The 25,998-nt window shown below is 37.7% G+C and carries 24 protein-coding genes and 2 other annotated features; of the genes, 4 read left to right on the forward strand and 20 right to left on the reverse strand.

Translation table 11 applies throughout. From position 1 onward, the window contains the following. Positions 1-209: 209 nt before the first annotated feature. From ILS93_RS09705 to alaS, 4 genes are all read right to left on the reverse strand, one after another. Entirely contained in the window at positions 210-488 is a 279-nt protein-coding gene (locus ILS93_RS09705) for a DUF1292 domain-containing protein (RefSeq protein WP_000392245.1), read from the reverse strand. 12 nt (positions 489-500) lie between these two features. Then, the gene (ruvX, locus tag ILS93_RS09710; RefSeq protein ID WP_001221204.1) at positions 501-914 is read right to left on the reverse strand and encodes a Holliday junction resolvase RuvX; all 414 of its coding nucleotides are present in this window, start codon (positions 912-914) and stop codon (positions 501-503) included. Between the two features lie 3 nt (positions 915-917). Next, positions 918-1,184, reverse strand: a complete 267-nt coding sequence (locus ILS93_RS09715; RefSeq protein WP_000348590.1) for an IreB family regulatory phosphoprotein — start codon at positions 1,182-1,184, stop codon at positions 918-920. A gap of 76 nt (positions 1,185-1,260) precedes the next feature. Continuing rightward, positions 1,261-3,903 carry an alanine--tRNA ligase gene (alaS, locus tag ILS93_RS09720; protein WP_222660369.1) on the reverse strand — a complete coding sequence of 881 codons (2,643 nt, stop codon included), beginning with the start codon at positions 3,901-3,903 and terminating at the stop codon, positions 1,261-1,263. Between the two features lie 40 nt (positions 3,904-3,943). Next, positions 3,944-4,163, reverse strand: a binding site (T-box leader). Between the two features lie 211 nt (positions 4,164-4,374). On the opposite strand from alaS, the gene ILS93_RS09725 reads away from it, so the two are divergent. Further along, complete coding sequence (locus ILS93_RS09725) at positions 4,375-4,719, forward strand: PH domain-containing protein (RefSeq protein ID WP_064474724.1); 345 nt, start codon at positions 4,375-4,377, stop codon at positions 4,717-4,719. A 38-nt stretch (positions 4,720-4,757) separates the two neighbouring features. Here the strand turns inward: ILS93_RS09725 and ILS93_RS09730 are convergent, their stop codons facing one another. Beyond that, a complete protein-coding gene (locus ILS93_RS09730; protein WP_222660371.1) occupies positions 4,758-5,825 on the reverse strand; it encodes an AI-2E family transporter in 1,068 nt (355 codons plus the stop codon). A gap of 176 nt (positions 5,826-6,001) precedes the next feature. Here ILS93_RS09730 and ILS93_RS09735 point away from each other — a divergent pair, with 176 nt between their 5' ends. Next, on the forward strand, positions 6,002-6,214 hold the full coding sequence (locus tag ILS93_RS09735) for a hypothetical protein (protein ID WP_000242555.1): 213 nt from the start codon (positions 6,002-6,004) through the stop codon (positions 6,212-6,214). 35 nt (positions 6,215-6,249) lie between these two features. On the opposite strand, the gene ILS93_RS09740 is transcribed toward ILS93_RS09735, so the two are convergent. The 7 genes from ILS93_RS09740 to cymR form a co-directional block, all read right to left on the reverse strand. Further along, a complete protein-coding gene (locus ILS93_RS09740) occupies positions 6,250-6,378 on the reverse strand; it encodes a YrzQ family protein (RefSeq protein WP_001053553.1) in 129 nt (42 codons plus the stop codon). A gap of 18 nt (positions 6,379-6,396) precedes the next feature. Beyond that, entirely contained in the window at positions 6,397-6,585 is a 189-nt protein-coding gene (locus tag ILS93_RS09745; RefSeq protein ID WP_000469281.1) for a hypothetical protein, read from the reverse strand. A 127-nt stretch (positions 6,586-6,712) separates the two neighbouring features. Then, positions 6,713-9,049 carry an SF1B family DNA helicase RecD2 gene (gene recD2 / locus ILS93_RS09750; RefSeq protein WP_064474722.1) on the reverse strand — a complete coding sequence of 779 codons (2,337 nt, stop codon included), beginning with the start codon at positions 9,047-9,049 and terminating at the stop codon, positions 6,713-6,715. 96 nt (positions 9,050-9,145) lie between these two features. Beyond that, positions 9,146-9,805 (reverse strand): tetratricopeptide repeat protein, encoded by a 660-nt coding sequence (locus tag ILS93_RS09755; protein ID WP_064474721.1) that lies wholly within the window; start codon positions 9,803-9,805, stop codon positions 9,146-9,148. 110 nt (positions 9,806-9,915) lie between these two features. Further along, positions 9,916-11,031 carry a tRNA 2-thiouridine(34) synthase MnmA gene (gene mnmA, locus ILS93_RS09760; RefSeq protein ID WP_064474720.1) on the reverse strand — a complete coding sequence of 372 codons (1,116 nt, stop codon included), beginning with the start codon at positions 11,029-11,031 and terminating at the stop codon, positions 9,916-9,918. A gap of 16 nt (positions 11,032-11,047) precedes the next feature. Then, positions 11,048-12,193 (reverse strand): cysteine desulfurase family protein, encoded by a 1,146-nt coding sequence (locus ILS93_RS09765; RefSeq protein ID WP_064474719.1) that lies wholly within the window; start codon positions 12,191-12,193, stop codon positions 11,048-11,050. A 35-nt stretch (positions 12,194-12,228) separates the two neighbouring features. Then, on the reverse strand, positions 12,229-12,645 hold the full coding sequence (gene cymR / locus ILS93_RS09770; protein WP_000704116.1) for a cysteine metabolism transcriptional regulator CymR: 417 nt from the start codon (positions 12,643-12,645) through the stop codon (positions 12,229-12,231). Positions 12,646-12,937: 292 nt separating this feature from the next. Between cymR and ILS93_RS09775 the strand changes: the two genes are divergently transcribed. Next, a complete protein-coding gene (locus ILS93_RS09775) occupies positions 12,938-14,224 on the forward strand; it encodes a replication-associated recombination protein A (protein WP_064474718.1) in 1,287 nt (428 codons plus the stop codon). 37 nt (positions 14,225-14,261) lie between these two features. After that, on the forward strand, positions 14,262-14,903 hold the full coding sequence (locus ILS93_RS09780; RefSeq protein ID WP_064474717.1) for an RsfA family transcriptional regulator: 642 nt from the start codon (positions 14,262-14,264) through the stop codon (positions 14,901-14,903). A 426-nt stretch (positions 14,904-15,329) separates the two neighbouring features. On the opposite strand, the gene ILS93_RS09785 is transcribed toward ILS93_RS09780, so the two are convergent. From ILS93_RS09785 to recJ, 8 genes are all read right to left on the reverse strand, one after another. Further along, entirely contained in the window at positions 15,330-16,097 is a 768-nt protein-coding gene (locus tag ILS93_RS09785; RefSeq protein ID WP_000903181.1) for a tRNA threonylcarbamoyladenosine dehydratase, read from the reverse strand. 210 nt (positions 16,098-16,307) lie between these two features. Beyond that, the gene (gene aspS / locus ILS93_RS09790) at positions 16,308-18,083 is read right to left on the reverse strand and encodes an aspartate--tRNA ligase (RefSeq protein WP_064474716.1); all 1,776 of its coding nucleotides are present in this window, start codon (positions 18,081-18,083) and stop codon (positions 16,308-16,310) included. 12 nt (positions 18,084-18,095) lie between these two features. Next, positions 18,096-19,367 (reverse strand): histidine--tRNA ligase, encoded by a 1,272-nt coding sequence (gene hisS / locus ILS93_RS09795; RefSeq protein WP_088048145.1) that lies wholly within the window; start codon positions 19,365-19,367, stop codon positions 18,096-18,098. A gap of 69 nt (positions 19,368-19,436) precedes the next feature. Next, positions 19,437-19,667 (reverse strand) — a binding site (T-box leader). A gap of 54 nt (positions 19,668-19,721) precedes the next feature. After that, a complete protein-coding gene (locus ILS93_RS09800) occupies positions 19,722-19,898 on the reverse strand; it encodes a hypothetical protein (protein WP_001242605.1) in 177 nt (58 codons plus the stop codon). A gap of 268 nt (positions 19,899-20,166) precedes the next feature. Next, positions 20,167-20,607 carry a D-tyrosyl-tRNA(Tyr) deacylase gene (locus ILS93_RS09805; protein ID WP_001266955.1) on the reverse strand — a complete coding sequence of 147 codons (441 nt, stop codon included), beginning with the start codon at positions 20,605-20,607 and terminating at the stop codon, positions 20,167-20,169. A gap of 17 nt (positions 20,608-20,624) precedes the next feature. After that, a complete protein-coding gene (gene relA / locus ILS93_RS09810) occupies positions 20,625-22,808 on the reverse strand; it encodes a GTP diphosphokinase (RefSeq protein ID WP_064474715.1) in 2,184 nt (727 codons plus the stop codon). 210 nt (positions 22,809-23,018) lie between these two features. Then, on the reverse strand, positions 23,019-23,531 hold the full coding sequence (locus ILS93_RS09815) for an adenine phosphoribosyltransferase (protein ID WP_000346221.1): 513 nt from the start codon (positions 23,529-23,531) through the stop codon (positions 23,019-23,021). Between the two features lie 47 nt (positions 23,532-23,578). Continuing rightward, positions 23,579-25,918 carry a single-stranded-DNA-specific exonuclease RecJ gene (gene recJ, locus ILS93_RS09820; protein WP_098102379.1) on the reverse strand — a complete coding sequence of 780 codons (2,340 nt, stop codon included), beginning with the start codon at positions 25,916-25,918 and terminating at the stop codon, positions 23,579-23,581. Positions 25,919-25,998: the final 80 nt, after the last annotated feature.

The raw sequence follows: 25,998 nt of genomic DNA on the forward strand, positions 1-25,998 counted from the left end.
CCTCAATTAAATTGTAGACCGTATGTATATCTTTCTACACAACACGATATAAAAACACAATAAAATTATTTATCTTTTTTAGATAGACACTTTATTTTTCTACAATCCGTCTCATTATACTACAAAGGATTACACAGTTTCGACAAAAAATCTTTCATTTTACATATAAAAAAAGATGGACTATATGTCGTCCACCTTTTCAGTACTTATTATTCAGCTTCTTGCTCATCAGCTAGAGTATTGAACATTTCTTGTACCATTTCCCACTCTTCTTCAGATTCGATTGGAAGTAAACTTCCGCCCTCTTCTTCATTTTGCTCATAAGCCATTGCATCATAAATTGGGTCTCCATCTTCGTCTACTTCACCGATTGGAGAGAAGACTACGTATGATTTTTTGCCAAATTTTTCAGCATCAAAAGTGAAAATAATTTCACATAAATGTTCGTTACCTTTTTCGTCTACAATTGTAATTTGATTTTCTTCCATTTTGGTCACCTCTTATTTACTATCTAAAAACCCTTGTAAGATTACGACTGCAGCCATCTTATCGATTACCTGTTTTCGCTTCTTACGACTCACATCAGCTGAAATGAGCAGACGTTCCGCTGCCATCGTTGACAAACGCTCGTCCCACATTACAACTTCTAATTGTAACAGATTTCGCAGGTTTTCTGCAAATTGCTGGCACGCTTCACCACGTGGGCCAATTGTACCATTCATATTTTTAGGTAAACCTACTACTATTTTGTCCACATTGTACTGCTTTACTAACTCAGAAATACGGTCAAAACCAAAGTGGCCTCGTTCTTCGTTAATCCTGATTGTTTCCAGCCCTTGCGCTGTCCAGCCCATTTCGTCGCTCATTGCAACTCCGACTGTTTTTGTACCTACATCTAAACCTAATATCCGCATAAACTACTCCTCACGATGATGTTTCAAGTACGACTTCACAAGCTCTTCAATTAACTCATCACGTTCAAGCTTGCGAATGATGCTTCGTGCATCTTTATGGCGAGGTATGTATGCTGGGTCTCCACTTAATAAATAACCGACGATTTGGTTAATCGGATTATAGCCTTTTTCTTGAAGTGCATCATACACAGTTAAAAGTACATCATTTACATGGACACTCTGTTTTTCATCTTGAATGCTAAACTTCATTGTTTTATCAAAACCGTCCATTTCAAGCACCTCACTTATATAGTAAGTATAGGGAGAAGAACTTCTCCTCTCCCTACCATTGTACACTACTATCTCTTTATTTTGAAACAGATTTAACGTACTCTTGTACAAATGCTAAAGCTTCCTCAACTTGCGCTGGGTTTTTACCACCTGCTTGAGCCATGTCAGGACGGCCACCACCGCCGCCGCCACAACGAGAAGCTACTTCTTTCACAAGTTTACCAGCATGGTAACCTTGGCTAATTAAATCTTTCGTTACGCCAGCTAAGATGTTTACTTTATCATCATTTACAGACGCTAATACGACAACTGCAGACTCTAATTTATTTTTCAGGTCATCCATCATCGTACGTAAGTTGTTCATATCTGCAACGTTTACTTTCGCTGCTAATACGTTTACTCCATCAACTGTCATTACTGAATCAGTTAAGTTTCCAGCTTCAATATTGCTTAATTTTGCAGCAAGAGATTCGTTTTCTTTTTGAAGTTGTTTTACTTCAGCAAATAAACCATCCACTCTTGTTAAAATATCTTTCGGATTTGTTTTCATTTTTCCTGCTGCTTCTTTTAATAAACCTACTTGATCATTCATTAATTCGTATGCAGATTTACCAGTTACTGCTTCAATACGACGCGTTCCTGCACCGATACCAGACTCAGCAACGATTTTGAAAATACCGATTGAAGCTGTGTTATCAACGTGACAACCACCGCAAAGCTCTAAGCTGTAATCGCCTACTTGTACAACGCGTACAACATCACCATATTTTTCACCGAATAATGCCATTGCGCCCATTTCTTTCGCTTCTTCAATTGCTTTTTGAGAAATCTCAACATCAATACTTTCCCAAATTTTCTCGTTTACCATACGCTCAATTTTTTCTAATTCGTCAGCTTGTACTTGACCGAAGTGAGAGAAATCAAAGCGTAAACGTTCAGAAGTTACAAGAGAACCTGCTTGGTTAACATGCGTTCCAAGTACATCTTTTAATGCTTGGTGTAGTAAGTGAGTTGCTGTATGGTTTTTCACAACGCTACTGCGGTTTTTCGTGTCGATAATAGCTTTCACAGCCGCATCTTTCGTTAATGTACCTTCTTCAACAACAACTTTGTGTAAGTTTTGACCATTTGGTGCTTTTTGTACGTCTTTTACAAGTACTTTCACGCCGTCAGCAAGAAGATAACCACGGTCTGCAATTTGTCCACCGCTCTCAGCATAGAATGGTGTTACATCAAGCATTAATTGCCCTTCTTCACCAGCTTGTAAGCTATCTGTGTATTCGCCGTTTTTCACAAGTGCAACAACGTTACTTTCTGTTGCAACTGTACCGTAACCAACGAACTCGCTCGCTACTTTCACTTCTCCAAGGACACCGCCTTGAACTTGCATAGAATCAACGTCTTGACGAGCTGCACGTGCGCGCTCACGTTGTTTTTCCATTTCACTTTCAAAGCCTTCCTGATCAACTGTCATACCAGCTTCTTCTGCATATTCTTCAGTTAATTCAATCGGGAAACCGTATGTGTCATATAGACGGAACGCATCTACTCCAGAAATAACAGTTGTTTTTTCTTCTTTTGCTTTTGTGATAACTTCAGCTAAAATTGCTTCCCCATCATGAAGTGTTTCATGGAAACGCTCTTCTTCGTTTTTCACAACTTTTGCGATGAAATCTTTCTTTTCAAGTACTTCTGGGTAGAAGTCTTTCATTACTTCTCCAACAACCGGCACTAATTCAAACATGAATGGACGGTTGATGTTTAATTTCTTCGAATAACGAACCGCGCGGCGTAATAAACGACGTAATACATAACCACGGCCTTCGTTAGATGGAAGAGCACCGTCACCTACAGCAAATGTTACTGTACGGATATGGTCGGCAATTACTTTAAACGCCATATCTTTTTCTACGTCACCATTACGATACTTCTCACCAGAAATTGATTCTGTTGCGCCAATCATCGGCATGAATAAGTCTGTGTCAAAGTTTGTAGGTACATCTTGAACGATAGATGTCATACGCTCTAGACCCATCCCTGTATCGATGTTTTTCTTAGGAAGCGGTGTATATGAACCGTCTGGATTATGGTTAAATTGAGAGAATACAAGGTTCCATACTTCTAAGTAACGCTCGTTTTCTCCGCCTGGATATAATTCTGGGTCACTAAAGTCATTACCGTAAGCTTCTCCGCGGTCATAGAAAATCTCTGTATTCGGTCCGCTTGGTCCTTCACCGATATCCCAGAAGTTTTCTTCTAAACGGATGATGCGCTCTTTTGGAACACCCATTTTTTCATTCCAAATTGTGAATGCTTCTTCATCTTCTGGATGGATTGTAACTGATAGTAATTCTTTATCGAATCCGATCCATTTGTCGCTCGTTAAGAATTCCCAAGCCCAAGTAATTGCTTCTTCTTTAAAGTAATCACCGATTGAGAAGTTTCCTAACATTTCAAAGAATGTATGGTGACGAGCTGTTTTCCCTACGTTTTCAATATCGTTTGTACGAATTGATTTTTGAGCATTTGTAATACGTGGATTTTGCGGGATTACACGTCCATCAAAATATTTTTTTAATGTCGCTACACCACTGTTAATCCATAACAGAGATGGATCTTCATGCGGAACTAGTGATGCACTAGGTTCTACTGCATGTCCTTTTTCTTGGAAAAAGTCTAAAAACATTTGACGAATTTGTGCGCCTGTTAGTTGTTTCATTGTATTTTCCTCCTTAAATATAAAAAACTCCCGCCCCTATAAAAGGGACGAGAGTTAACTCGCGATACCACCCTAATTATGAATTGATTATTATAACAATCAATTCATCACCTCATGGTGCCGTAACGTGGCAAGACGGCAGTGATTAGCTGCTCTCAGGATTAGCTTTCTGTTACCCTTCATTTAAAGCTTCTTTCAGCCATATGGAAGCTTCTCTCTATAAATGGACTGTAACGTACTTTTTCCGTCATTGATTTAATGTATTATATGACTAAATATAATAGAATTCTCTTAAGTTTGTCAATGTAGATAATCATTTATATTGCATTAACCATAGTTATTCTACTATTCATTCTTAACAGCCTTTCCATATATTATGCATTTATTAATAAATTGTACTACCTCTATATTTTTTTCGGAATATTATATTTTTGTTATAATTAAATTATTAATAATAAAGGAGCGAGCAAAATGACAACTTTATTGAACAAGGCTAAAAACATATTAACGACTGACGAAACGATATTATTTTACACTGCATGTTCATTAAATATATTTATTTATCGTTCCGTTGCAAGACCAGGACTGTTAATTTTAACAAACAAACGGCTCTTCTTTTATGGACCAGATGTAAGTAAGAACCCAATATTTGAAGAGTACTCTTTTGCAAACATTTCTAATCTAAAAGTACAAAAGCGTCTTTTCAGCAATCAAATTATATTTATGTACGATAATGAATGGAAAAAAATAAAACATATTCAAACAAATGATGTAAGCTCTCTCGTTCAACAAATACACGAGCAACTCTCTAAATAATGATAGCCCTCTACTTTTATAAGCAGAGGGCTATCATATTACACATCTTCTTTTTTCCAAAGAGGCCTTACATGAACGATCACCGTACGAATGACCGCTAAAACAGGAACTGATATTAATAACCCTACAATTCCTGCCACTTCTCCCCCAACTAATAATGCAAGCATAATAATAACAGGATGCATACGAAGTGACTTACCAACGATGTAAGGTGATAAAATGTTACTTTCCAAAAATTGCAAAATAGCAATCGTAATTCCCGCCTTAATGAGTAAACTCGTTGATACCGTTGCCGCAATCATCAATGTCGGAATCGCCCCTAAAATAGGACCGAAGTACGGGATTATATCCGTTACCCCAATAATAATGCCGAGTAATAATGGATATTTCATACCGATAAACCAAAAAGAAAGAACAGATACTCCCCCTAATACTAAGCAAACAAATAACTGTCCTCGAATATAACTTCCGAGTGACTTATCAATTTCTTTCGCCAGCATTTGCCCTGTACTACGCCACTTACTCGGGACTAGTTTCCAAAAAACATTATAAAACTCACCGTAATCTTTTAATATGTAAAATACAATGAACGGTATTAAAAAAATAATAAGCAACGAGTCCAATACGCCACGGGCTGTGCTCATCACTTTATTTAAAAGTGATTGTATCTTCGTTTCTACTCCACCAAAAATTTGTTTCACCTTTTCATGAATAAAGGACGGGAAGTTCGCTGTTTGTTCCGTAACGCCATCCATCCAAGAATCATACATTTTTGTAAACTGCGGAAATTGTTCATTAATCTCTTGTAATTGCTTAATAACAATTGGCGTTCCTTTATAAATTCCATAACCAATCCCACCAAAGAAAAGGATGTAAATAAGCAAAATAGCGAGTGTGCGCGGCATCCCTTCTTTATGAATTTTTTCAATTAAAGGATGCAATAAATACGCAATAAAACACGCAATAAGAAACGGTGTAATTGCCACTTTAAATACAAAGATAATCGGTGCCCATAGCGGCTTAATTTTTAAAAAGACAAGCAAACAAAGAAATACAAGTAACAATAACCCTAAACGATATATCCAAATGATTTTAAGATTCTTCACACGAAAAACCTCCTCCACCTTTATTTTGAAAATAAATAGGTTAGGTTATGTGCAAAAGTTTTAAAATCTTTTCGTGCAGACCATACTGTTTTGTAAAGACGTACATATACATAACATAATAAGGACAACCACCCCTGAGAACGCAGCATGAAACAATATAATCAGGAGGGCTCATAATGGTTTTATTTATGCTCGTATTATCAGCACTTTTTATGATTCTTGAATGGGTTTGTATCGGATTTGGTATTTGGAAAGGTTTCTTTATTCGTTCCTCACGAAAAGAAAGGGCGAAGCAATTATTTCATTACGGAATGCTTGGCGTTGGATGTTACGGCCTATCTTATCTCTTCTCTGAAATCGGACTTTTATATTTGCATACAAGTGCATAAAAAAACTCCCTTATGATGAAGGGAGTTTTTTACGCTTATAGATAAGATTTAATCATCTTACGTGCTTTTTTCATATTGCGTTTTGAAAATACATCTTGCTTGCGAGCATATTGATATGCTGCAGCTCCAACACCTAATGCGATTAATGAATTGCGTAGATTCAAAGTAAATCCCCCTTTTCGTTATCCGATCGTTCTTTCGTTCTCATCAAATAAATCATCAAGAGAGCTTAATGAACCATCTTCCTCTACTTGATGTGTATGGATTTTCCCCTTTGAAACCGATAATTCGATATAACAATTCCAGCAATAAAATTGGTTGACACCTATTTTCCCAATGTCTTTCCCTTTGCAATTTGGACAAATGAACATATGGCTTTCATCTCCTTACAGTCTCCCAGATTCTATTCGCCATTATGTCCAAACCGCATTCATTTATACATTGCTGGAGCCTTTCAACGTTATACGTTTGAAAGTTTCACTATATAATTTCACCTTGTTACATGAAATCATACGGTGAAATGTTTTCCACGTCCATTTCTTCGCCATTAACTGTTACCATCTGTACTTCTCCTTGTGATTCTTGCAAACGACCAGCTAAAGTCGTTTGACGCATTGCATCATCAAGGCGATTTACACCGGATTGAAAAGCCGCTTCCTCCCCACAAATAATAAGGAATTTCTTACTCCTTGTAATGCCCGTGTAAATTAAATTACGACGTAACATACGGTAGTAGCTCTTTACAATCGGCATAATAACTATTGGAAATTCACTACCTTGTGATTTATGAATCGAGCAGCAATATGCATGGGTAATTTGATTTAAATCCGGCTTTGTATACGTTACTTCGATTCCATCAAATGAAACGATAATCATGTCCTGTTGCTCAACATTTTCTTTCGCATAAAACACCGAAACAATTTCTCCGATATCACCATTAAACACTTGGCTCTCCGGCTGATTAACGAGTTGCAGTACTTTATCGCCTCTTCGGTATACAACATCACCGTAAGCAATTTCTTTACTCTTTTCCCTTTTCGGATTAAACACTTCTTGCAACGCTTCGTTTAGTACATTAATGCCGGCAGGTCCACGGTACATCGGGGCCAGTACTTGTACATCTCTTGCGCTAAACCCTTTTGTCTTAGCATTTTCACAAACCTTCTTAACAACCTCAACAATTTGAGCTCCTGTACAGCCGATAAATGAACGATCTTTTTGATTTTGCGCTAAATCTGGCGGGAGCGTTCCATTTTTTATCGCATGAGCGAGTTGAATAACAGATGAGCCTTCCGCTTGACGATAAATTTCAGTAAGCTTTACTGTTGGAACTGCACCTGCATTCAATAAATCTTTCAACACTTGTCCAGGTCCTACAGATGGTAATTGATCTTCATCACCTACAACGATAACTTGAATATTAGTCGGCAATGATTTAAACAGCTGATTTGCAAGCCAAATATCTACCATCGAAAACTCATCAATAATGAGTAACTTCCCTTGAACTGGATCGGTTTCATTACGCTGGAAAGACCCTTCTGGCGTCCAACCAAGCAGACGATGAATTGTACAAGCAGGGAGCCCGGTAGATTCACTCATTCGCTTCGCTGCTCTTCCTGTTGGAGCCGTTAATAATATCGGAAATGGATTATCATCACTGTATTCATTCGGATTTAATGATACACCATGCAAGGATGCGTACATTTCAACAATTCCTTTAATAACTGTTGTTTTCCCCGTTCCTGGTCCACCTGTCAATAACATCATCGGCTTATGAAGTGCCGTTTGAATTGCTTCTTGCTGAAACGGTGCATACTGCACCTTCAGCTGTTCTTCAATTTCACCTAACGTCTTTAACACTTCTGCTTCAGGAAATGAAGGGGTTTCCTCTTGATTCATAAGCCTGCGAATAGACTTTACAACACCTTTTTCAGAGTAAAATAACGACGCTAAATACACTCGTTCTTCTTCAATGATGACTTTCCCTTCACTTTGCATCATTTCAACACAACCTATAATATCTTCCTCAGTCACTCTACCTTCTTGATTATTTAAAAGTGACATCGTTTCTCTTACAAGTTGATCTTTCCCCATATAAACATGGCCGAGCTGCAGTGAAACATTCTCTAACGTATAAAAACATCCCGCACGTACACGGTCATCATGATTACCTGATATACCTAACGCACGTCCTATATCATCCGCTCGTCCAAAACCAATCCCGTCCACTTCTTCAATAAGCTGATATGGATTATTACGAATCACTTCTAATGTCATCTCTTTATATTGCTGGTAAATCTTAATAGAAAGCTTCGTTCCAAAACCGTAACCATTTAAAAAACTCATTACTTTCTCTAATCCTTGATGTTCAACAATTGTCTCATATATTTCTTGCGCTTTTTGCTTATTGACAACACCATTTAACGCATCCGGATCATCCATAATTTTAGAAATGGCATGTTCCCCAAGATGATCCACAATTTTTTCAGCTGTACGCTTTCCTATCCCTTTAAATAAATCACTCGCTAAATATTGCACCATACCAGCTTTTGTTTGTGGCAATTCTTTCTTAAACGTTTCAACTAAATATTGTTTCCCATACTTCGGATGGTCTTTAAAATGCCCTGTCAATGTAAACACTTCATCTTCATGCATGCGGGGAAAATGACCGTTTATCATCACTTTTTTTTCATCGTACGTTTCATTCGTCTCAATGACTTTCATACTGACAACGGAATAGAGGTTTTCTTCGTTGTGGAAAATGGTATGAAGAACTTGCGCTTTTATAAACTTTTTCTCTTCCTCAAACAAATCCATTGCATGTTGATTTCCCATCTTTCCTCTCCTTTCCGGTTCGTTTCACTTTAATGAGCAGTACATCCCCCACCTATTTAGATGAGGGATAACTACCCATTAAACTATATTTTCATCTTATTCAGCTTCTTGCTCCAATAAACGAACACCATTACCAGCTAAAAAGTGATCTGGCTGAATTTCAGTTGCTTTCTTAAATAAAGTAAGAGCCTTCTCGTTATTTTCTTCAAATACATACGCAACACCTAAATTATAATACGCATCTGCATGCTCTTCATCCATTTCTAATACCTTTTCAAAATAAGGTTTCGCCTCTTGAATATGTTCTAAACGTGCAAAGCAAAGTCCGCACTGGAACACAGCTTCTACATCGTTTTCATCTAATTCTGTTGCTCTTTGTAAAAACGGCAGTGCAAGACGATCATTTCCAAGTTGCACATGTGTAATACCTAACATAAATGTTACATCAGCTGATTGTAATCCCGCTTGCATCGCTTGTTCAAATACAGCCTTTGCCTCTGTAAATTGCTCTTGACCGTAATACACATTTCCTAATCCATAATAAGCAGCCGCAGATTTATCATCTAATTCTAATGCCCGTTTATAAAATAAAATTGCTCTTTCACTATCACCTAGTGCATCTAATAAGTTCGCAAAATTAATGTACCCAAGCGCATCTTTCGGATTTTCTTCGATTGCTTCTGTGAAATTTTTAGCAGCTTCTTCCCAGTTTCCTTCTTGCATATATTGAATACCTGTTTCAAGTTTGTTTGACATGTCCTTCACCTCTACAACAAATTATAACAAAGAATGTATTTTCCAAGCGAACGAAAATTCGCTTTATGTAAAAGAAACCTCTAACCGCTAATCGGCAGAGGCTTCTCATTTTATCCTAAATAATCCAATTTCTTACCACTACGATATACTTCATCAATTGTAGCACCGCCTAAGCACTCATCTCCATCATAGAAAACAACTGCTTGTCCTGGTGTAATTGCACGAATTGGCTCGTCACAAAGAATACGAACTGTATTTTCATCAACGATTTGAACCGTTACTTTATTGTCTTCTTGACGATAACGGAATTTCGCTGTGCACTTAAATTCTTTTTCTTTCGCTTCATTACTTACCCAGCCGATATTCGTAGCAATAACTTCATCACCATATAGAAGTTCGTTATGGAATCCTTGATCAACATATAAAATGTTTTCTTTCAAATTTTTCCCAACAGCAAACCACGGATCACCGTTACCACCAATACCAAGGCCATGACGTTGTCCAATTGTATAGTACATTAAACCGTCATGCTTCCCTTTCACTTCACCAGATAATGTTTGCATCACACCTGGTTGCGCTGGTAAATAGTTGCTTAAGAAATCTTTAAAGTTACGCTCACCGATAAAGCAAATACCAGTACTATCTTTCTTCGCCGCTGTCGCTAAACCAGCTTCTGTCGCCATTTCACGAATTTGCGGTTTCTTTAATTCACCTAACGGGAACAATGTTTTTGATAATTGCTCTTGGCTTAATTGATTCAAGAAATACGTTTGGTCTTTATTATCATCAACGCCGCGAAGCATTTTATATTCGCCGTCCATATAAGCAACGCGTGCATAATGACCTGTCGCTACATAATCAGCACCAAGCGCAATCGCATGCTCTAAAAATGCTTTAAATTTAATTTCTTTATTACACATTACATCTGGGTTCGGTGTACGACCAGCTCGGTACTCATCTAGGAAGTACGTAAATACTTTATCCCAGTATTGTTTTTCAAAGTTTACTGCATAATATGGAATGCCAATTTGGTTACACACTTCAATTACATCATTGTAATCTTCTGTTGCTGTGCAGACACCATTCTCATCTGTATCATCCCAGTTTTTCATAAAAATTCCGATTACATCATAACCTTGCTCTTTTAATAAAAGAGCTGCTACAGATGAATCGACGCCACCGGACATCCCGATGACAACGCGTGTTTCTTGAGGTAGTTTGTTCATCATGTCACCTCCCATGCTAATTTTGTGTTAATCGCTTCACGATTTTCACTGTTTCGTACGCCGCTTTCTCAATTTGCTCTTTCGTATTTCCAAGTCCGAAACTAAAGCGTACGGATGAACGTATTTGATCGGAGTCTTTTCCGAACATCGCTACTAATACATGTGATGGATCAATCGAACCAGCTGTACACGCCGAACCACTTGACACTGCAATGCCAGCTAAGTCTAAGTTCACAAGGAACGGTTCAATGTTCATTCCTGTAAAACTGATATTAAGCACATGTGGTAAGCGATATTCTAAGTTTCCGTTTACCTCGAAAGTAATGTCTTCATTTTTGAAGACAGATACCATTATATCTTTAAACTCTTCATATTGGGCATTTTTTTGCTCACGAGTTTTTTCAGCTAGCAAAATTGCATGTTGCAAACCAACGATACTCGGTACATTTTCAGTACCAGCACGGCGTTTTCTTTCTTGCTCCCCGCCTATTAATAACGGTTCAAATTTCACATTTGCACCAGCGTATAGGAACCCTACACCTTTTGGTCCATTAATTTTATGAGCTGAAATCGATAATAAATCAATGCCGAACTCTTTCACATCTATTTCTACTAATCCGTAAGCTTGTACCGCATCTGTATGAAAATAAGCTTGATGCTCTTTTAGCAACTTCCCTATTTCCGCGATTGGTTGCATCGTCCCGACTTCATTATTCCCAAACATAACGGATACGAGAATCGTCTCTTTTGTTAATGCATTTTGTATGTCAGAAACTTGAACGCGTCCTGTTTCATCGACAGGTAAATATGTCACTTCAAACCCTTCGCGCTCTAACAATTCACACGTATGCAAAATTGCATGATGTTCAATTCGCGTCGTTATAATATGGTTACCTTTATGACGGTTCGCACGTGCTACACCTATAAGTGCTAAATTATCAGCTTCTGTACCACCGCTCGTAAATATAATTTCATTCGGATTCGCATGAATGCTACGTGCACCCGCACGTCTCGCCTCATCTACTGCATGGCGCGTTTGACGTCCATAAAAGTGAATACTAGACGGGTTCCCGAATGTTTCTGTCATATATGGAATCATCTTTTCGACCACTTCTGGGTGAGTCGGAGATGTCGCAGCATGATCTAAGTAAATGCGTTCCATTAAATCTCCTTCTTTCCAAATCGTTTCACAAGGAATTAAATGTAAAACATATAGCCCCCGTGATTTTCTTCCTCATAACGTACTAAATCTTCTAACGTTGTACTATCTAATACTTCTTGCACCGCATCACGAACACGCATCCATAATTGGCGTTGTGCCGGTTCCTCTTCTTCTATCATTTCTACAACACTAATCGGACCCTCTAATACACGGATTACATCCCCAGCTGTAATGTTAGCTGGCTGATCAGACAATACATATCCGCCATATGCCCCACGCGTACTCTTTACTAGACGAGCGTTACGAAGTGGTGAAATTAATTGCTCTAAGTAATGTTCCGATAAATCATGTGCCTGCGCAATTGATTTTAAGGAAATTGGACCTTCACCAAACTTTTTTGCAAGATCGATCATAATTGTTAAGCCGTAGCGGCCTTTCGTTGAAATCTTCATCTATTTTGCACCTCTTTTCAAATTTTCACTTCTATTGGTTATATCTTATTTATAAAAGAACACAATTTAAAATCCTATGAAATTATAGCATAATATAGTATTATAAGAAATTTCAACTTGTGTATCAAAATGATAACATAAAATCACATTGAAAAACTCGGAAATTATTACAATTGAAAGAAAAATGAAAATTTTTATATTCATTTTTCCCACAAAACAGCATCCTATTTCAAATTCCACTAAAAAAAATGATACGATAGAAAGAGATTATACATTAAGGGAGACGGTAAAAATGAAACAGCCACTCGCACATCGAATGCGCCCTACAAATATTCAAGAAATTATCGGACAACAACATTTAGTTGGTGAAGGAAAAATTTTATGGCGAATGGTCCAAGCAAATCATTTTCAATCTATGATTTTATACGGCCCTCCAGGCACAGGAAAAACATCCATTGCGAGCGCAATTGCAGGAAGTACTGGAACCCCTTTTCGCCTATTAAACGCTGTTACTCATAATAAAAAAGATATGGAAGTTGTCGTACAAGAAGCAAAGATGCATCGACACCTCGTTTTAATTTTAGATGAAGTACACCGTCTAGATAAAGCAAAACAGGATTTTCTATTACCTCATTTAGAAAGCGGACTCCTTACCTTAATCGGTGCAACAACGAGTAATCCGTTCCATGCTATTAATTCTGCTATTCGAAGTCGTTGTCAAATCTTCGAATTACACGCATTAACAGAAGAGGATCTTTTAATTGGCTTAAAACGAGCACTTGAAGATAAAGAAAAAGGTCTCGGTGAATATGATGTAACGGTTACGCCTGAAGCATTACATCACTTTGCAAATGCATCTGGTGGAGACATGCGTTCTGCTTATAATGCACTTGAACTAGCTGTTTTATCTAGCTTTACAACGGACGAAAAAGCTGCGGTAATTACGCTAGAAATTGCAGAAGAATGCTTGCAAAAAAAGAGCTTCGTTCACGACAAAGGCGGTGATGCTCATTATGACGTATTATCGGCATTTCAAAAATCGGTGCGCGGAAGTGATGTAAATGCAGCACTTCATTATTTAGCACGTCTTATTGAAGCTGGTGATTTACAAAGCATTGGTAGACGTCTTCTTATTATGGCATATGAAGATATCGGACTTGCTAGCCCACAAGCCGGACCGCGTACACTAGCAGCTATAGAATCAGCGGAACGAGTTGGATTCCCGGAGGCACGCATACCACTTGCAAATGCTGTTATCGAGCTTTGCTTATCACCAAAGTCAAACTCAGCTTATAAAGCACTTGATGCTGCCTTACACGATTTACGCAACGGTCAAACAGGCGACATTCCAAGTCATTTAAAAGATAGTCATTACAAAGGCGCAGAATCACTTGGAAGAGGCATTGGATACTTATACCCACACGACCATCCAAATGGCTGGGTACAACAACAATACTTACCTGATAAAATAAAAAACAAACAATATTATAAACCGAAAACGACAGGGAAATTTGAGCAAGTACTTTCTACTGTATATGAAAGATTACAAAGTTCGAATAAAACGAAAAATAAAGGGTAACATAAGCGAAAACGTCACCATTATGGAGGCTTCGCTTATGAAAACACGTCAAGATGCATGGACAAAAGAAGACGATCTCCTTTTAGCAGAAACTGTTTTACGACATATTCGCAGCGGTAGCACACAAATAAAAGCATTCGATGAAGTCGGCGATACATTGAACCGTACTTCCGCAGCTTGCGGCTTTAGATGGAATGCTGAAGTACGACCGAATTACGAAGATGCGGTGCAACTTGCAAAAAAACAACGGAAAGAATTAAAACGCTCTGAAGCTAAAATAGAAAAAGAGCATTTCACGAAAACGAAACAACTCGTAATCGATGCCGAGTTTTCTGAAGATATTACGCTAAGTAAACAGGATCTTACCATGCAAAGTGTCATTTCATTTTTGCAAAACTTGGAGCACAATAATCCTTCACTCGCAAAGTTACAAACTGAAAATGATGTATTACAAGCTCAGCTCACTTCCCTGCAAAAAACAAATCATGAACTTGAAGCAAAATTAGCGGTACTCTCAAAAAAACAACAAGCAATCGAAGAAGATTACGCAATGCTTGTTAGAATTATGGACCGTGCTCGAAAACTCGTTTCAGTTGAAGAACAAGAAGAACAGATCGCTCCAATTTTCAAGACAGATCAAAATGGAAATTTAGATATTATATATTCTGCAGAAAATTAAAAAGGATGTCACCTAGTCGGGGTTTCTGACTGTGTGGCATCTTTTTTCTTCGGTAAAAATATATTGTTAAATAAAGTTACATAGATTTATCAGCAAAAATTGACAACAATAAACCTCAAATTCACACAAAGAAACGTCAGGTAATAATTGGATATTCCTCACTTGAATGTTGCTATAAAGATATATGTTTGAAAGGAGATGGTCGCTATTTCATTAATAGTCTTCAAAATAACACTCGGTATTCTCGTTCTAACATTAGGACTTTTTACCATTCAGAGTTTAAAAAAGACTTCCGCCTATAAGTCGGATAAATACGATTATTCTTTATTAGGATTACTTACATTCGAATTATTAGTATTGCAAATATCCATATTTCTTTAATACATATAAAAAAGCATATATCCGAAATGGATACATGCTTTTACTTTATTCTTGTCCTACACGCTTCACTTCAACGTTTTTAATACGTTCACGTACAACGTGACTTGCCATAATTAGGCCTGCCACAGATGGTACGAATGCATTTGATGAAGGTGGTAATTTCGCTTTACGAATTTTTGCATTTTCGTCTGGTACGATTTCTTTACGTACTTCTTCACGAATTACGATTGGGTTTTCGTCAGAGAAGACAACTTTTACACCTTTTTTAATACCATCTTTACGAAGCTTCGTACGAATTACTTTCGCAATTGGATCTGTATGTGTTTTAGAGATGTCCGCAATACGGAAACGAGTTGGGTCCATTTTATTTGCTGCACCCATGCATGAGATAATTTTAATTTTTCGACGTAAGCACTGTTTAATTAAATGAATTTTGAACGTAATCGTATCAGATGCATCTACTACGAAATCCAATCCATGTTTGAAGAACTCTTCATATGTTTCATCAGTATAAAACATTTCTAGTCCAATTACTTCACACTCTGGATTAATGTCTGCGATACGCTCTTTCATTAATTCTACTTTTGAACGTCCTACAGTAGATACTAACGCGTGAATTTGACGGTTTACGTTTGTAATATCTACAACATCTTTATCAACTAATACGAGACGTCCTACGCCAGAACGTGCTAACGCCTCTGCCGAAAATGACCCTACGCCGCCAATTCCTAAAATACCGACTGTACTATTTTTTAATATTTCAAGTCCTTCTTTACCGAAGGCTAATTCATTACGTGAAAATTGATGTAACATTCAGCTCTACACTCCTATTACAAAAATGGTCTATCATGTATTCTAGCGTTTTTCCGACTATTTGTATAGAAAAAGTTATAGAATTCCTAAAAATACATATTTCGAGAAGGAAAGCATAGTGTAAACCGCGCTTTACCTCTTCTCTCAATTATCCATTAAAAAAGTCTAGATGGTATTAGTATAACCATCTAGACCTTATTTTTACTTCTCTTACTTCTCTTCTTTCACGCTCAATTTTAAGCTTAGCTCTTCAAGCTGAGCTTCTGCAACTGGGCTTGGAGCTTCTGTTAATAAGCAGCTTGCGCTTGCTGTTTTCGGGAATGCAATTGTGTCGCGAAGGTTCGTACGGCCTGCAAGTAACATAACAAGACGGTCTAAACCTAATGCGATACCGCCGTGTGGTGGAGTACCATATTCGAATGCTTCTAATAAGAATCCGAATTGCTCTTGTGCTTCTTCTTGTGAGAATCCAAGTGCTTTGAACATTTTTTCTTGTACGTCACGCTCGTAAATACGAAGTGATCCACCACCAAGCTCATAACCGTTTAATACAAGGTCATATGCTTGTGCACGTGCTTTTTCTGGTGCCGTTTCTAATAACTCAACATCTTCACGGAATGGCATTGTGAATGGGTGGTGAGCCGCGAAGTAACGATCTGCATCTTCATCGTACTCAAGAAGTGGCCAATCCGTTACCCATAGGAAGTTAAATTTACTTTCGTCAATTAACTCAAGCTCTTTACCTAGACGTAAACGAAGTGCACCTAAGCTATCTGCAACAACGCTTTTCTTATCTGCTACGAATAGTAATAAGTCACCAGCGGTAGCTTCTAACGTAGTCATTAACACGTTTGCATCTTCTTCACCGAAGAATTTTGCAATCGGTCCTTTTAAGCCGTCCTCTTCCACTTTAAGCCAAGCTAGACCTTTTGCACCGTATACTTTCACGAATTCAGTTAATGCATCGATATCTTTACGAGAATATTTGCTCGCAGCACCTTTTGCATTAATTGCTTTTACTTGTCCGCCACTTTCTACAGCACTTGTAAATACTTTAAAACCACAACCTACTGCAAATTCAGATAGGTCTGTTAGTTCCATTTCAAAGCGTGTATCTGGCTTATCAGAACCGTAACGAGCCATTGCATCAGCATATTTCATACGAGGGAATGGTGCACTCACTTCTACACCTTTTGCATCCTTCATAACTTTCGTCATCATGCGCTCCATCATATCTAAAATTTCATCTTGCGTTAAGAATGAAGCTTCGATATCGATTTGCGTGAATTCTGGTTGACGGTCTGCACGTAAATCTTCGTCACGGAAACAACGTGCTACTTGATAGTAACGCTCAAATCCACCGACCATAAGAAGCTGTTTAAATAATTGTGGAGACTGTGGTAACGCATAGAATTCACCATCATGTACACGACTTGGTACTAAATAGTCACGAGCTCCTTCTGGTGTGCTCTTCGTTAAAATTGGTGTTTCTACTTCTAAGAACTCTTCTGTGTCTAAGAAGTTACGAATTGTTTTCGTTACATCGTGACGCATTTTGAATGTGTTAAACATTGCAGGACGACGTAAGTCTAAATAACGATATTTTAAACGCACATCTTCTGATGCATCTGTATCATCAGCAATAATGATTGGCGTTGTTTTTGCTGCATTTAATACGTTTACTTTCGTTGCTTGTACTTCAATACGACCCGTTGCCATATTGTCATTAATTGCGCCTTCACCACGCTCAACAACTGTACCTTCTACGTGCAATACGTATTCACTACGAATAGTTTCTGCTATTTCTAACGCTTCTTTTGATGTTTCTGGGTTAAATACAACTTGCACGATACCTGTACGGTCGCGTAAGTCTATAAAGATTAATCCACCTAAATCACGGCGTTTTTGTACCCAACCTTTTAATTGAACTGTTTGTCCAACTGCTTCTACTGTTACTTTTCCACATGCATGTGTTCTTTCAGCCACTGTAAGTTCCCCCTATATTAATTTCTCTGCTACGTATGAAGCAAATACATCTAATGCTACTTCTTCTTGTTCGCCTGTTGCCATATTTTTCAAGTTAATGATACCTTTATCTAGCTCATCTTCCCCTAATACAGCTACAAATTTCGCCTTTAGACGATCTGCTGATTTAAATTGTGCTTTCATTTTGCGGTCTAAATAATCTTTTTCAACTGATAATCCAGCTTTACGAAGATCAAACGCAACTTTTGCAGCATGGTCTTTCGCTTTTTCACCAAGCGCTACAACATAGCAATCAATACTATGTTCAATTGGTAATTCGATGTTTTCAGCTTTTAGCGCCATAATTAAACGTTCGATACTCATCGCAAAACCAATACCTGGCATTTCTGGTCCACCGATTTCTTGTACAAGCCCGTTATAACGGCCGCCGCCGCTTAATGTAGTGATAGCACCGAAACCTTCTGCCTCACTCATGATTTCAAAAACAGTGTGTTGATAGTAGTCTAAACCACGTACTAAGTTCGGATCTTTTTCAAACGGAACATCCATCATCGTTAATAATTCTTGAACTTTGTCGTAGTATACTGCCGAATCTTCGTTTAAGTATTCTGTAATAGATGGTGCTGTTCCCATTAATTCATGGTTACGGTCCTTCTTACAATCTAAAATACGAAGAGGGTTCTTTTCTAAACGAGATTGACAGTCAGAACAGAACTCGCCGATACGTGGCTCAAAGTGTGCGATTAACGCATCACGGTGCGCTTGACGGCTGGCTGCATCACCTAAACTGTTTAATACAACTTTAATATTTTTCAAGCCCATGCCGCGGTAAAACTCTACAGCAAGTGCAATTACTTCTGCATCAATTGCAGGATCGTTACTACCGATTGCTTCAATACCAAATTGTACGAATTGACGATAGCGACCTGCTTGTGGTCTTTCGTAACGGAACATTTGACCGATATAGTATAATTTCGTTGGTTGTGTTGCATCACCAAACATTTTGTTTTCAACGTAAGAACGTACAACAGGTGCAGTACCTTCTGGACGTAATGTTAAACTGCGCTCTCCACGATCTTGGAATGAGTACATTTCTTTTTGTACGATATCTGTCGTATCACCAACACCACGTAAAAATAGCTCCGTGTGTTCAAAAATTGGTGTACGAATTTCTTTATAGTTGTAACGACGGCAAATTTCGCGTGCTTGCCCTTCGATATACTGCCATAACTCAACGCTACCTGGAAGAATATCTTGCGTTCCGCGTGGGATTTGAATAGACATATTCAGTTCCTCCTCAAATTGTTTTAATCTTAATAAAAATAAAAAAACTCCCGCCTCTACTGTTTGAACAGTAGGGACGAGAGTATTATACCCGTGGTGCCACCCTAATTGAAGCACGTATGCTTCCACTTTTTTAATAACGCTTAAATGTGCGTTCATCCCTACTAAGCATATATGCCGTTCAAGTTGAAACCTCTAGAGTGTCATTCAATCAGTCATCATGCAGAAATGTTTTCAGCCTAAGACATTTCTTCTCTTTCCATGTGTGTCTCATTTACTCTTCTCTATCAACGGTTATATTCATATGTAAATATAAAATTACTATACGTTTGTTGAGTAGGATTGTCAAGTACTCTAAGAGCGTTCAATCTGCTTCTTTAGACGCTTTACATCTTGAAGAGAAATCCCAAACTCAGAAGCAAGCTCCATTGAAGTATTGTTTTGCTCTTTTGAAATAAAATCATGAAAATTTACGTTAAACAGTTGATTTGCACCATTTGTAACAGAATGCCCTTTTTCATTCATACGCATACGTATATCCCTCACATTCAATATAGATGTTTTACTTTTTATTGTTCCATATTGATGAAAGAGTTATACATAACTGAAACAGCTATTGATTCCAAATAAAGTGAAACTTTAATGAATAGGGGTTTTGTCCATTATGATTCATTATTAACCCTCACTAATCAGGCTTTTATAGGCAGTTGATCTCCCACAAATAGCGAGATAAATGAACAAAATATACAATAAAGTATAAAAAAGAGAGGATTATATAATCCTCTCTTTTTAAGCAACACTATTTACTATCCACAATTAAGGTCACCGGACCATCATTGATTAAAGAAACATCCATCATTGCTCCAAACTTCCCTGTTTCTACATGCAATCCTTGCTTACGAACTTCCTCATTAAAGAAATCATATAAACGCTCTGCATAGTCAGGTTTGGCAGCATCCATAAAGTTTGGACGTCTTCCCTTGCGGCAATCTCCGTATAATGTGAATTGCGAAATTGATAGAACTTGTCCTTCTACATCAAGTACAGAATGGTTCATCTTTCCACTCTCATCTTCAAAAATACGTAAGTTCGCAATTTTTTCTGCAATGTAAGTTGCATCTTTTTCTGTATCTTCATGCGTAATGCCAACTAGTAATGTTAAACCGAACGGAATTTGTCCTACGATCTCACCGTCTACTGTGACAGACGCTTCTTTTGATCGTTGTAAAACAACTCTCATCTTTTCTACACTCCCTATTAATGCATCATGCGTCGTACTGCATAAATTTCTGGAACACGTTTAATGCGTTCTACTACTTTTTTCAAATGCTGTAAGTTACGAATAGAGATTGACATATTAATTGTCGCCATCTTATTACGGTCACTTCTACCAGAAACTGCCGAAATGTACGTTTTCGTCTCTGTAACAGCTTGCAATACTTCATTTAATAAACCACGGCGATCGTAACCTGAAATTTCAATATCAACGTTATACTCAATTTCTTTTTCAGGGCTACCTTCCCACTCTACTTCTAATAAACGTTCTACAGCTTCTTCTGTATGAACATTTACACAATCACGGCGGTGAATCGATACGCCTCGGCCTTTCGTAATATATCCAACGATATCATCACCCGGTACTGGGTTACAGCATTTTGATAAGCGAATTAATAAATTATCCGCACCACTTACTTTAACGCCAGAATCCCATTTTCGAATTTTCATCGGTTTACGAACTTCTTTAACTTCAACAATCTCTTCTTCTTCACGTTGCTTACGGAACTTGTCCGTTAGTCGCGTAACAATTTGTGATGCAGTGATGCCATTATATCCAACTGCTGCAAACATATCTTCTTCATTTGCAAAGTTGAATTTTTCAGCAACACGTTTTAAATTGTCAGGAGCTAACACTTCTTTCATCTCATACTCTAGGCTACGCACTTCTTTCTCAACAAGTTCACGGCCTTTTTCAATATTTTCATCTCTACGTTGCTTCTTAAAGAATTGACGTATTTTGTTTTTTGCATGAGATGTTTGAGCAAGTTTCACCCAGTCTTGACTTGGCCCATACGAATGTTTCGATGTTAAAATTTCAATGATGTCACCTGTTTTTAATTTATAATCAAGCGTCACCATTTTCCCGTTTACTTTTGCACCAATTGTTTTATTTCCAATCTCCGAATGCACGCGATACGAAAAGTCAATCGGAACAGATCCAAGTGGCAATTCCATTACGTCGCCTTTCGGTGTAAAGACGAATACCATGTCAGAGAATAAATCAATTTTTAATGACTCCATAAACTCTTCTGCATTAGAAGCTTCATTTTGCCATTCTAATATTTGACGGAACCATGTAAGTTTCTTCTCTAATGTACCTGTTGTTTCTGCTGTTTTTCCTTCTTTATACGCCCAGTGCGCCGCGATCCCGAATTCTGCAATCTCATGCATTTCTTTCGTACGAATTTGCACTTCAAGCGGATCACCTTTCGGGCCAATTACAGTCGTATGAAGCGATTGATATAGATTCGCTTTCGGCATCGCAATATAATCTTTAAAACGACCTGGCATCGGCTTCCAGCACGTATGAATAATTCCAAGTACTGCATAACAATCTTTAATACTATTTACAACGACACGTACAGCTAATAAATCGTAAATTTCATTGAACTGTTTATTTTGCAGTGCCATTTTACGATAAATACTGTAAATATGCTTTGGTCTTCCAGAAATCTCAGGTTGAATTGCAACTTCTTTTAATTTCTCACGAATACCAGTCATTACTTCATCTAAATATTCTTCACGCTCTGCACGTTTACGCTTCATTAAATTTACAATACGATAGTATTGCTGTGGATTTAAATAGCGAAGTGACGTATCCTCTAGCTCCCATTTAATAGTACTAATTCCGAGTCTATGTGCTAAAGGTGCAAAGATTTCTAACGTTTCATTTGCAATGCGACGCTGCTTCTCTTGAGGCAAATGTTTCAATGTACGCATGTTATGAAGACGATCAGCTAGTTTAATTAAAATAACTCGAATATCTTGAGCCATTGCAATAAACATTTTGCGATGGTTTTCTGCTTGTTGTTGCTCATGAGATTTATATTTAATCTTTCCGAGCTTTGTTACACCATCGACAAGCATAGCAATTTCTTTATTAAATTCCCGTTCAATATCTTCTAATGTAATTTCTGTATCTTCCACTACATCATGTAAGAAGCCTGCTGATACCGTAGCTGGATCCATGTGTAAATCAACTAAAATACCTGCAACTTGAATTGGATGAATAATGTACGGTTCACCCGATTTTCTGTATTGTTCGCTATGCGCATCACGTGCATATCCATAGGCACGTGCCACTAGCTCAATATCTTCATTTGCTAAATATTGACTTGCTTTCTCGAGTACCTGTTCAGCTGTTAGTACCTGCTCATTTGCCATCGAATCACCTTTTATTGAAAATTGACTTTATCTTAATTAAGTAGAATAAATTATATTCTATCATTATAACCTAATGATTGTGAATTGTGAAAAGGAAAAGATTTTACTGACATTTCACCTTATTTTTTTGTGCAATTATACAAAAGTACCCGCTCCTCTCCAAGAGATTCACGGGTACTTTTTATCACCGTAGTTTTACCTATATAGTGATTAGTATTTTTCTAATACTAATACATCGTAACCATCTAACATTTTACGACCATCTAAGTAAGTAAGCTCTACTAAGAATGCAATTCCTGCTACAACTCCGCCAAGTTCTTCAACTAGCTTAATTGTCGCTTCAATTGTTCCACCTGTAGCTAATAGATCATCTGTAATCAATACGCGTTGACCTGGCTTAATTGCATCTTTATGAATTGTTAAAACATCTTTACCATATTCTTTACCGTAGTCAACTGTAATTACTTCACGTGGTAATTTTCCTAATTTACGAACTGGTGCAAAACCTACTTCTAACGCATAAGAAACTGGGCAACCGATAATAAAGCCACGTGCTTCTGGCCCTACTACAACGTCAATGTCTCTTTTCTTTGCATACTCAACGATTGCATCTGTTGCTGCTTTGTATGCTTTACCGTCGTTCATTAACGGTGTAATGTCTTTAAATACAATACCTTCTTTTGGATAATCCGGTACAATTGCGATATGTTGCTTGAAATCCATATTTCTGAATCCTCCTCAGATCTAAAAGGTTTGTAAATACAAATCCTTTACCCTAACTGTTCTACTTCTTTATGATTACGAATCGTTTCAAACCATGTATATAGTTGCTGATATGTGCTATAAACCAATTCTTTTTCTAATTGTAAGTGGTTCATTTTCTCACGATATGTGTTCGATTCAATTAAATCACGCTTTTGTTTTTTGTCTGCCATAAAAATGACGCCATCTTTTATTGTAACAAATTCTAACTCAAAAAACACCTGTGTCATGAAATTTACTGTATCTTTTGACCAACCTTTATGTCGACATAGTTGTTCTCCATATTGTCTTAAAGAAAATGGTGCTTTTTGGCTCAAGAACGAATAGTACCATTTAAAATGTTCCCTCGTTGGAACAGTACTAAATAAATGATTATTCTCTTGATAAAATAGCGTATAAATTCGCGACGGGAACCCCACTTTAAATAAATCTCGTAATTCATCTGTTCCTTTTGGCAAATCAAGTAACACGATGTATTGATCGTCTAAATGAGTTACTTCTGATGCATGCATCATATGCTCTTTATAGTCTTCTAAAGAAAATTTATTCAATACCTCTTCAGAAAAATACACCATCGTTATTTTTTCTTTCGGAAGTTCTGCTACATTCGCTTCTACGTTACGCATACTACGCCAATCAAATAATTGCCACGCCTCTACAGCAATATCTTGCACCATTAATTGCGGCTTCTTAAAATTATTCCATTCATTGATAGATGCTTCCCCTATTACAGATACCTTTGCAACTGGAGAAATTTCTTTCGCATACGTACCAAATCCAAATCCGATTGTATCCAGTGTCGCTTGTCCATCGCGAAGAGCCATTTTCAAATGTGAACCGTCTGATCCGATTGCACGAATACTTTCTAGCTCTGCATCCTTCACTGCAATACGTGGTTTTGGATTTCCAACACCAAATGGCGCTAACTTTTGCATATCTTCAATTGCTGCCAGTGTTACATCCTCCACTTTACAAAAGACATCAACAGCTGTAATTGGAATAAAATCTTCTTCTGTTAAAATTACCTCTGCTTGTTCATTTAAGCGGCGGCGTAATTCATCTACATCATTCATATGTAGCGTCATTCCCGCTGCCATCGGATGTCCTCCGAAATGTGGCAATAACTCTCTACAATCTGACAAGTTTGCAAACAAATCAAATCCTGCAATACTACGTGCTGAACCTTTTGCTGTTTCTTTTACAGGATCAATGCATAATACAATCGTTGGACGATAAAAACGTTCAACTAATTTAGATGCGACAATTCCAATTACACCTGGATTCCAGCCTTCTTTTGCCAGTACTAGTACTTTATTGTCTTCTGGCGGGAAATTATTTTCCACTTCAGCGATAGCTTCTTCTGTAATTTGCTTTACAATATCTTTTCGCAGTTTGTTCAGCTCATCAATTTCTTCAGCCAGCTCTTTTGCTTCTTCTGGATCATCTGATAATAAAAGATGTACAGCCGGCGTAGCATCTTCTAAACGGCCAACTGCATTAATACGTGGTGCGAGTGAGAATCCAATGCTCTCTTCTGTAATTTCACTTTGCGAAACGTTAGCAACTTTAAATAGCGCCTTTAGTCCGATATTTTTCGTCATGCGCATATGCTTTAAACCGCGCTTCACTAGCAATCTATTTTCACCATGAAGTGACACTAAATCGGCTACTGTACCAATTACTGCAATTTCTAATAAATGTTCTGGTACACGGCCTAGTAGTGCATGTGCAACTTTAAACGCAACACCTACACCAGCTAAATAGTGAAACGGATATACACCGCCATCTAATTTCGGATGAATAATCGCAAGTGCTTCTGGCAATTCTGGTGGTGGCTCATGGTGATCTGTAATAATAAGATCTATTCCAAGCTCCTTCGCTACCTTCGCTTCATGCACTGCTGCGATACCAGTATCGACAGTGATAATTAGTGAGAATCCTGCGCTATGTGCCCAACGAAATGCTTCTTCGTTTGGTCCATATCCTTCTGTAAAACGGTTTGGAATATAAAATTCTACGTCTGCACCTAATTCTTGCAAGGCAAGATATAACACAGTCGTACTACTTACTCCGTCCGCATCGTAGTCACCAAATATTAATATTTGCTCTCCATTTTGAATCGCCTTATTTACACGTTCTACCGTTCTATCCATTCCTTCTAATAAAAATGGATCATGAAATTCTTGATTTTCTGTATTTAAAAAATCTAAAATCTTATCTTCTGTATCTAGTCCTCTACCGAGGAATAACGAAACGACAAGTGGTGATAATTGTAATTTACTTGCTAATTCACTCACTCGCTCATTATTATATTCTTTTTCTTTCCAACGCGTCTTCGGTTGTAACACGAAATCACCCCTTAACCTGTTCATTATACAAGACAGATTAAGGGGTGACAATATAATGCAAACTACGATGAAATATCTAT

The sequence above is a fragment of the Bacillus sp. 16GRE42 genome (genome assembly GCF_019837435.1).
Lineage (GTDB): Bacteria > Bacillota > Bacilli > Bacillales > Bacillaceae_G > Bacillus_A > Bacillus_A wiedmannii.

Excerpts from the sequence above, each read along its gene's own strand:
- hisS (WP_088048145.1), bottom strand. The coding sequence starts at position 19,367 with ATGTCTATTCAAATCCCACGCGGAACGCAAGATATTCTTCCAGGTAGC.
- ILS93_RS09805 (WP_001266955.1), bottom strand. The coding sequence starts at position 20,607 with ATGAGAGTTGTTTTACAACGATCAAAAGAAGCGTCTGTCACAGTAGAC.
- ILS93_RS09745 (WP_000469281.1), bottom strand. The coding sequence starts at position 6,585 with ATGTTCATTTGTCCAAATTGCAAAGGGAAAGACATTGGGAAAATAGGT.
- ruvX (WP_001221204.1), bottom strand. The coding sequence starts at position 914 with ATGCGGATATTAGGTTTAGATGTAGGTACAAAAACAGTCGGAGTTGCA.
- relA (WP_064474715.1), bottom strand. The coding sequence starts at position 22,808 with ATGGCAAATGAGCAGGTACTAACAGCTGAACAGGTACTCGAGAAAGCA.
- recD2 (WP_064474722.1), bottom strand. The coding sequence starts at position 9,049 with ATGGGAAATCAACATGCAATGGATTTGTTTGAGGAAGAGAAAAAGTTT.
- ILS93_RS09780 (WP_064474717.1), top strand. The coding sequence starts at position 14,262 with ATGAAAACACGTCAAGATGCATGGACAAAAGAAGACGATCTCCTTTTA.
- ILS93_RS09715 (WP_000348590.1), bottom strand. The coding sequence starts at position 1,184 with ATGGACGGTTTTGATAAAACAATGAAGTTTAGCATTCAAGATGAAAAA.
- ILS93_RS09800 (WP_001242605.1), bottom strand. The coding sequence starts at position 19,898 with ATGCGTATGAATGAAAAAGGGCATTCTGTTACAAATGGTGCAAATCAA.
- ILS93_RS09765 (WP_064474719.1), bottom strand. The coding sequence starts at position 12,193 with ATGGAACGCATTTACTTAGATCATGCTGCGACATCTCCGACTCACCCA.
- ILS93_RS09815 (WP_000346221.1), bottom strand. The coding sequence starts at position 23,531 with ATGGATTTCAAGCAACATATCGCAATTGTACCGGATTATCCAAAAGAA.
- ILS93_RS09725 (WP_064474724.1), top strand. The coding sequence starts at position 4,375 with ATGACAACTTTATTGAACAAGGCTAAAAACATATTAACGACTGACGAA.
- ILS93_RS09775 (WP_064474718.1), top strand. The coding sequence starts at position 12,938 with ATGAAACAGCCACTCGCACATCGAATGCGCCCTACAAATATTCAAGAA.
- ILS93_RS09785 (WP_000903181.1), bottom strand. The coding sequence starts at position 16,097 with ATGTTACATCAATTTTCACGTAATGAATTAGCCTTCGGTAAAGAAGGA.
- mnmA (WP_064474720.1), bottom strand. The coding sequence starts at position 11,031 with ATGAACAAACTACCTCAAGAAACACGCGTTGTCATCGGGATGTCCGGT.
- ILS93_RS09705 (WP_000392245.1), bottom strand. The coding sequence starts at position 488 with ATGGAAGAAAATCAAATTACAATTGTAGACGAAAAAGGTAACGAACAT.
- alaS (WP_222660369.1), bottom strand. The coding sequence starts at position 3,903 with ATGAAACAACTAACAGGCGCACAAATTCGTCAAATGTTTTTAGACTTT.
- cymR (WP_000704116.1), bottom strand. The coding sequence starts at position 12,645 with ATGAAGATTTCAACGAAAGGCCGCTACGGCTTAACAATTATGATCGAT.
- ILS93_RS09755 (WP_064474721.1), bottom strand. The coding sequence starts at position 9,805 with ATGTCAAACAAACTTGAAACAGGTATTCAATATATGCAAGAAGGAAAC.
- ILS93_RS09735 (WP_000242555.1), top strand. The coding sequence starts at position 6,002 with ATGGTTTTATTTATGCTCGTATTATCAGCACTTTTTATGATTCTTGAA.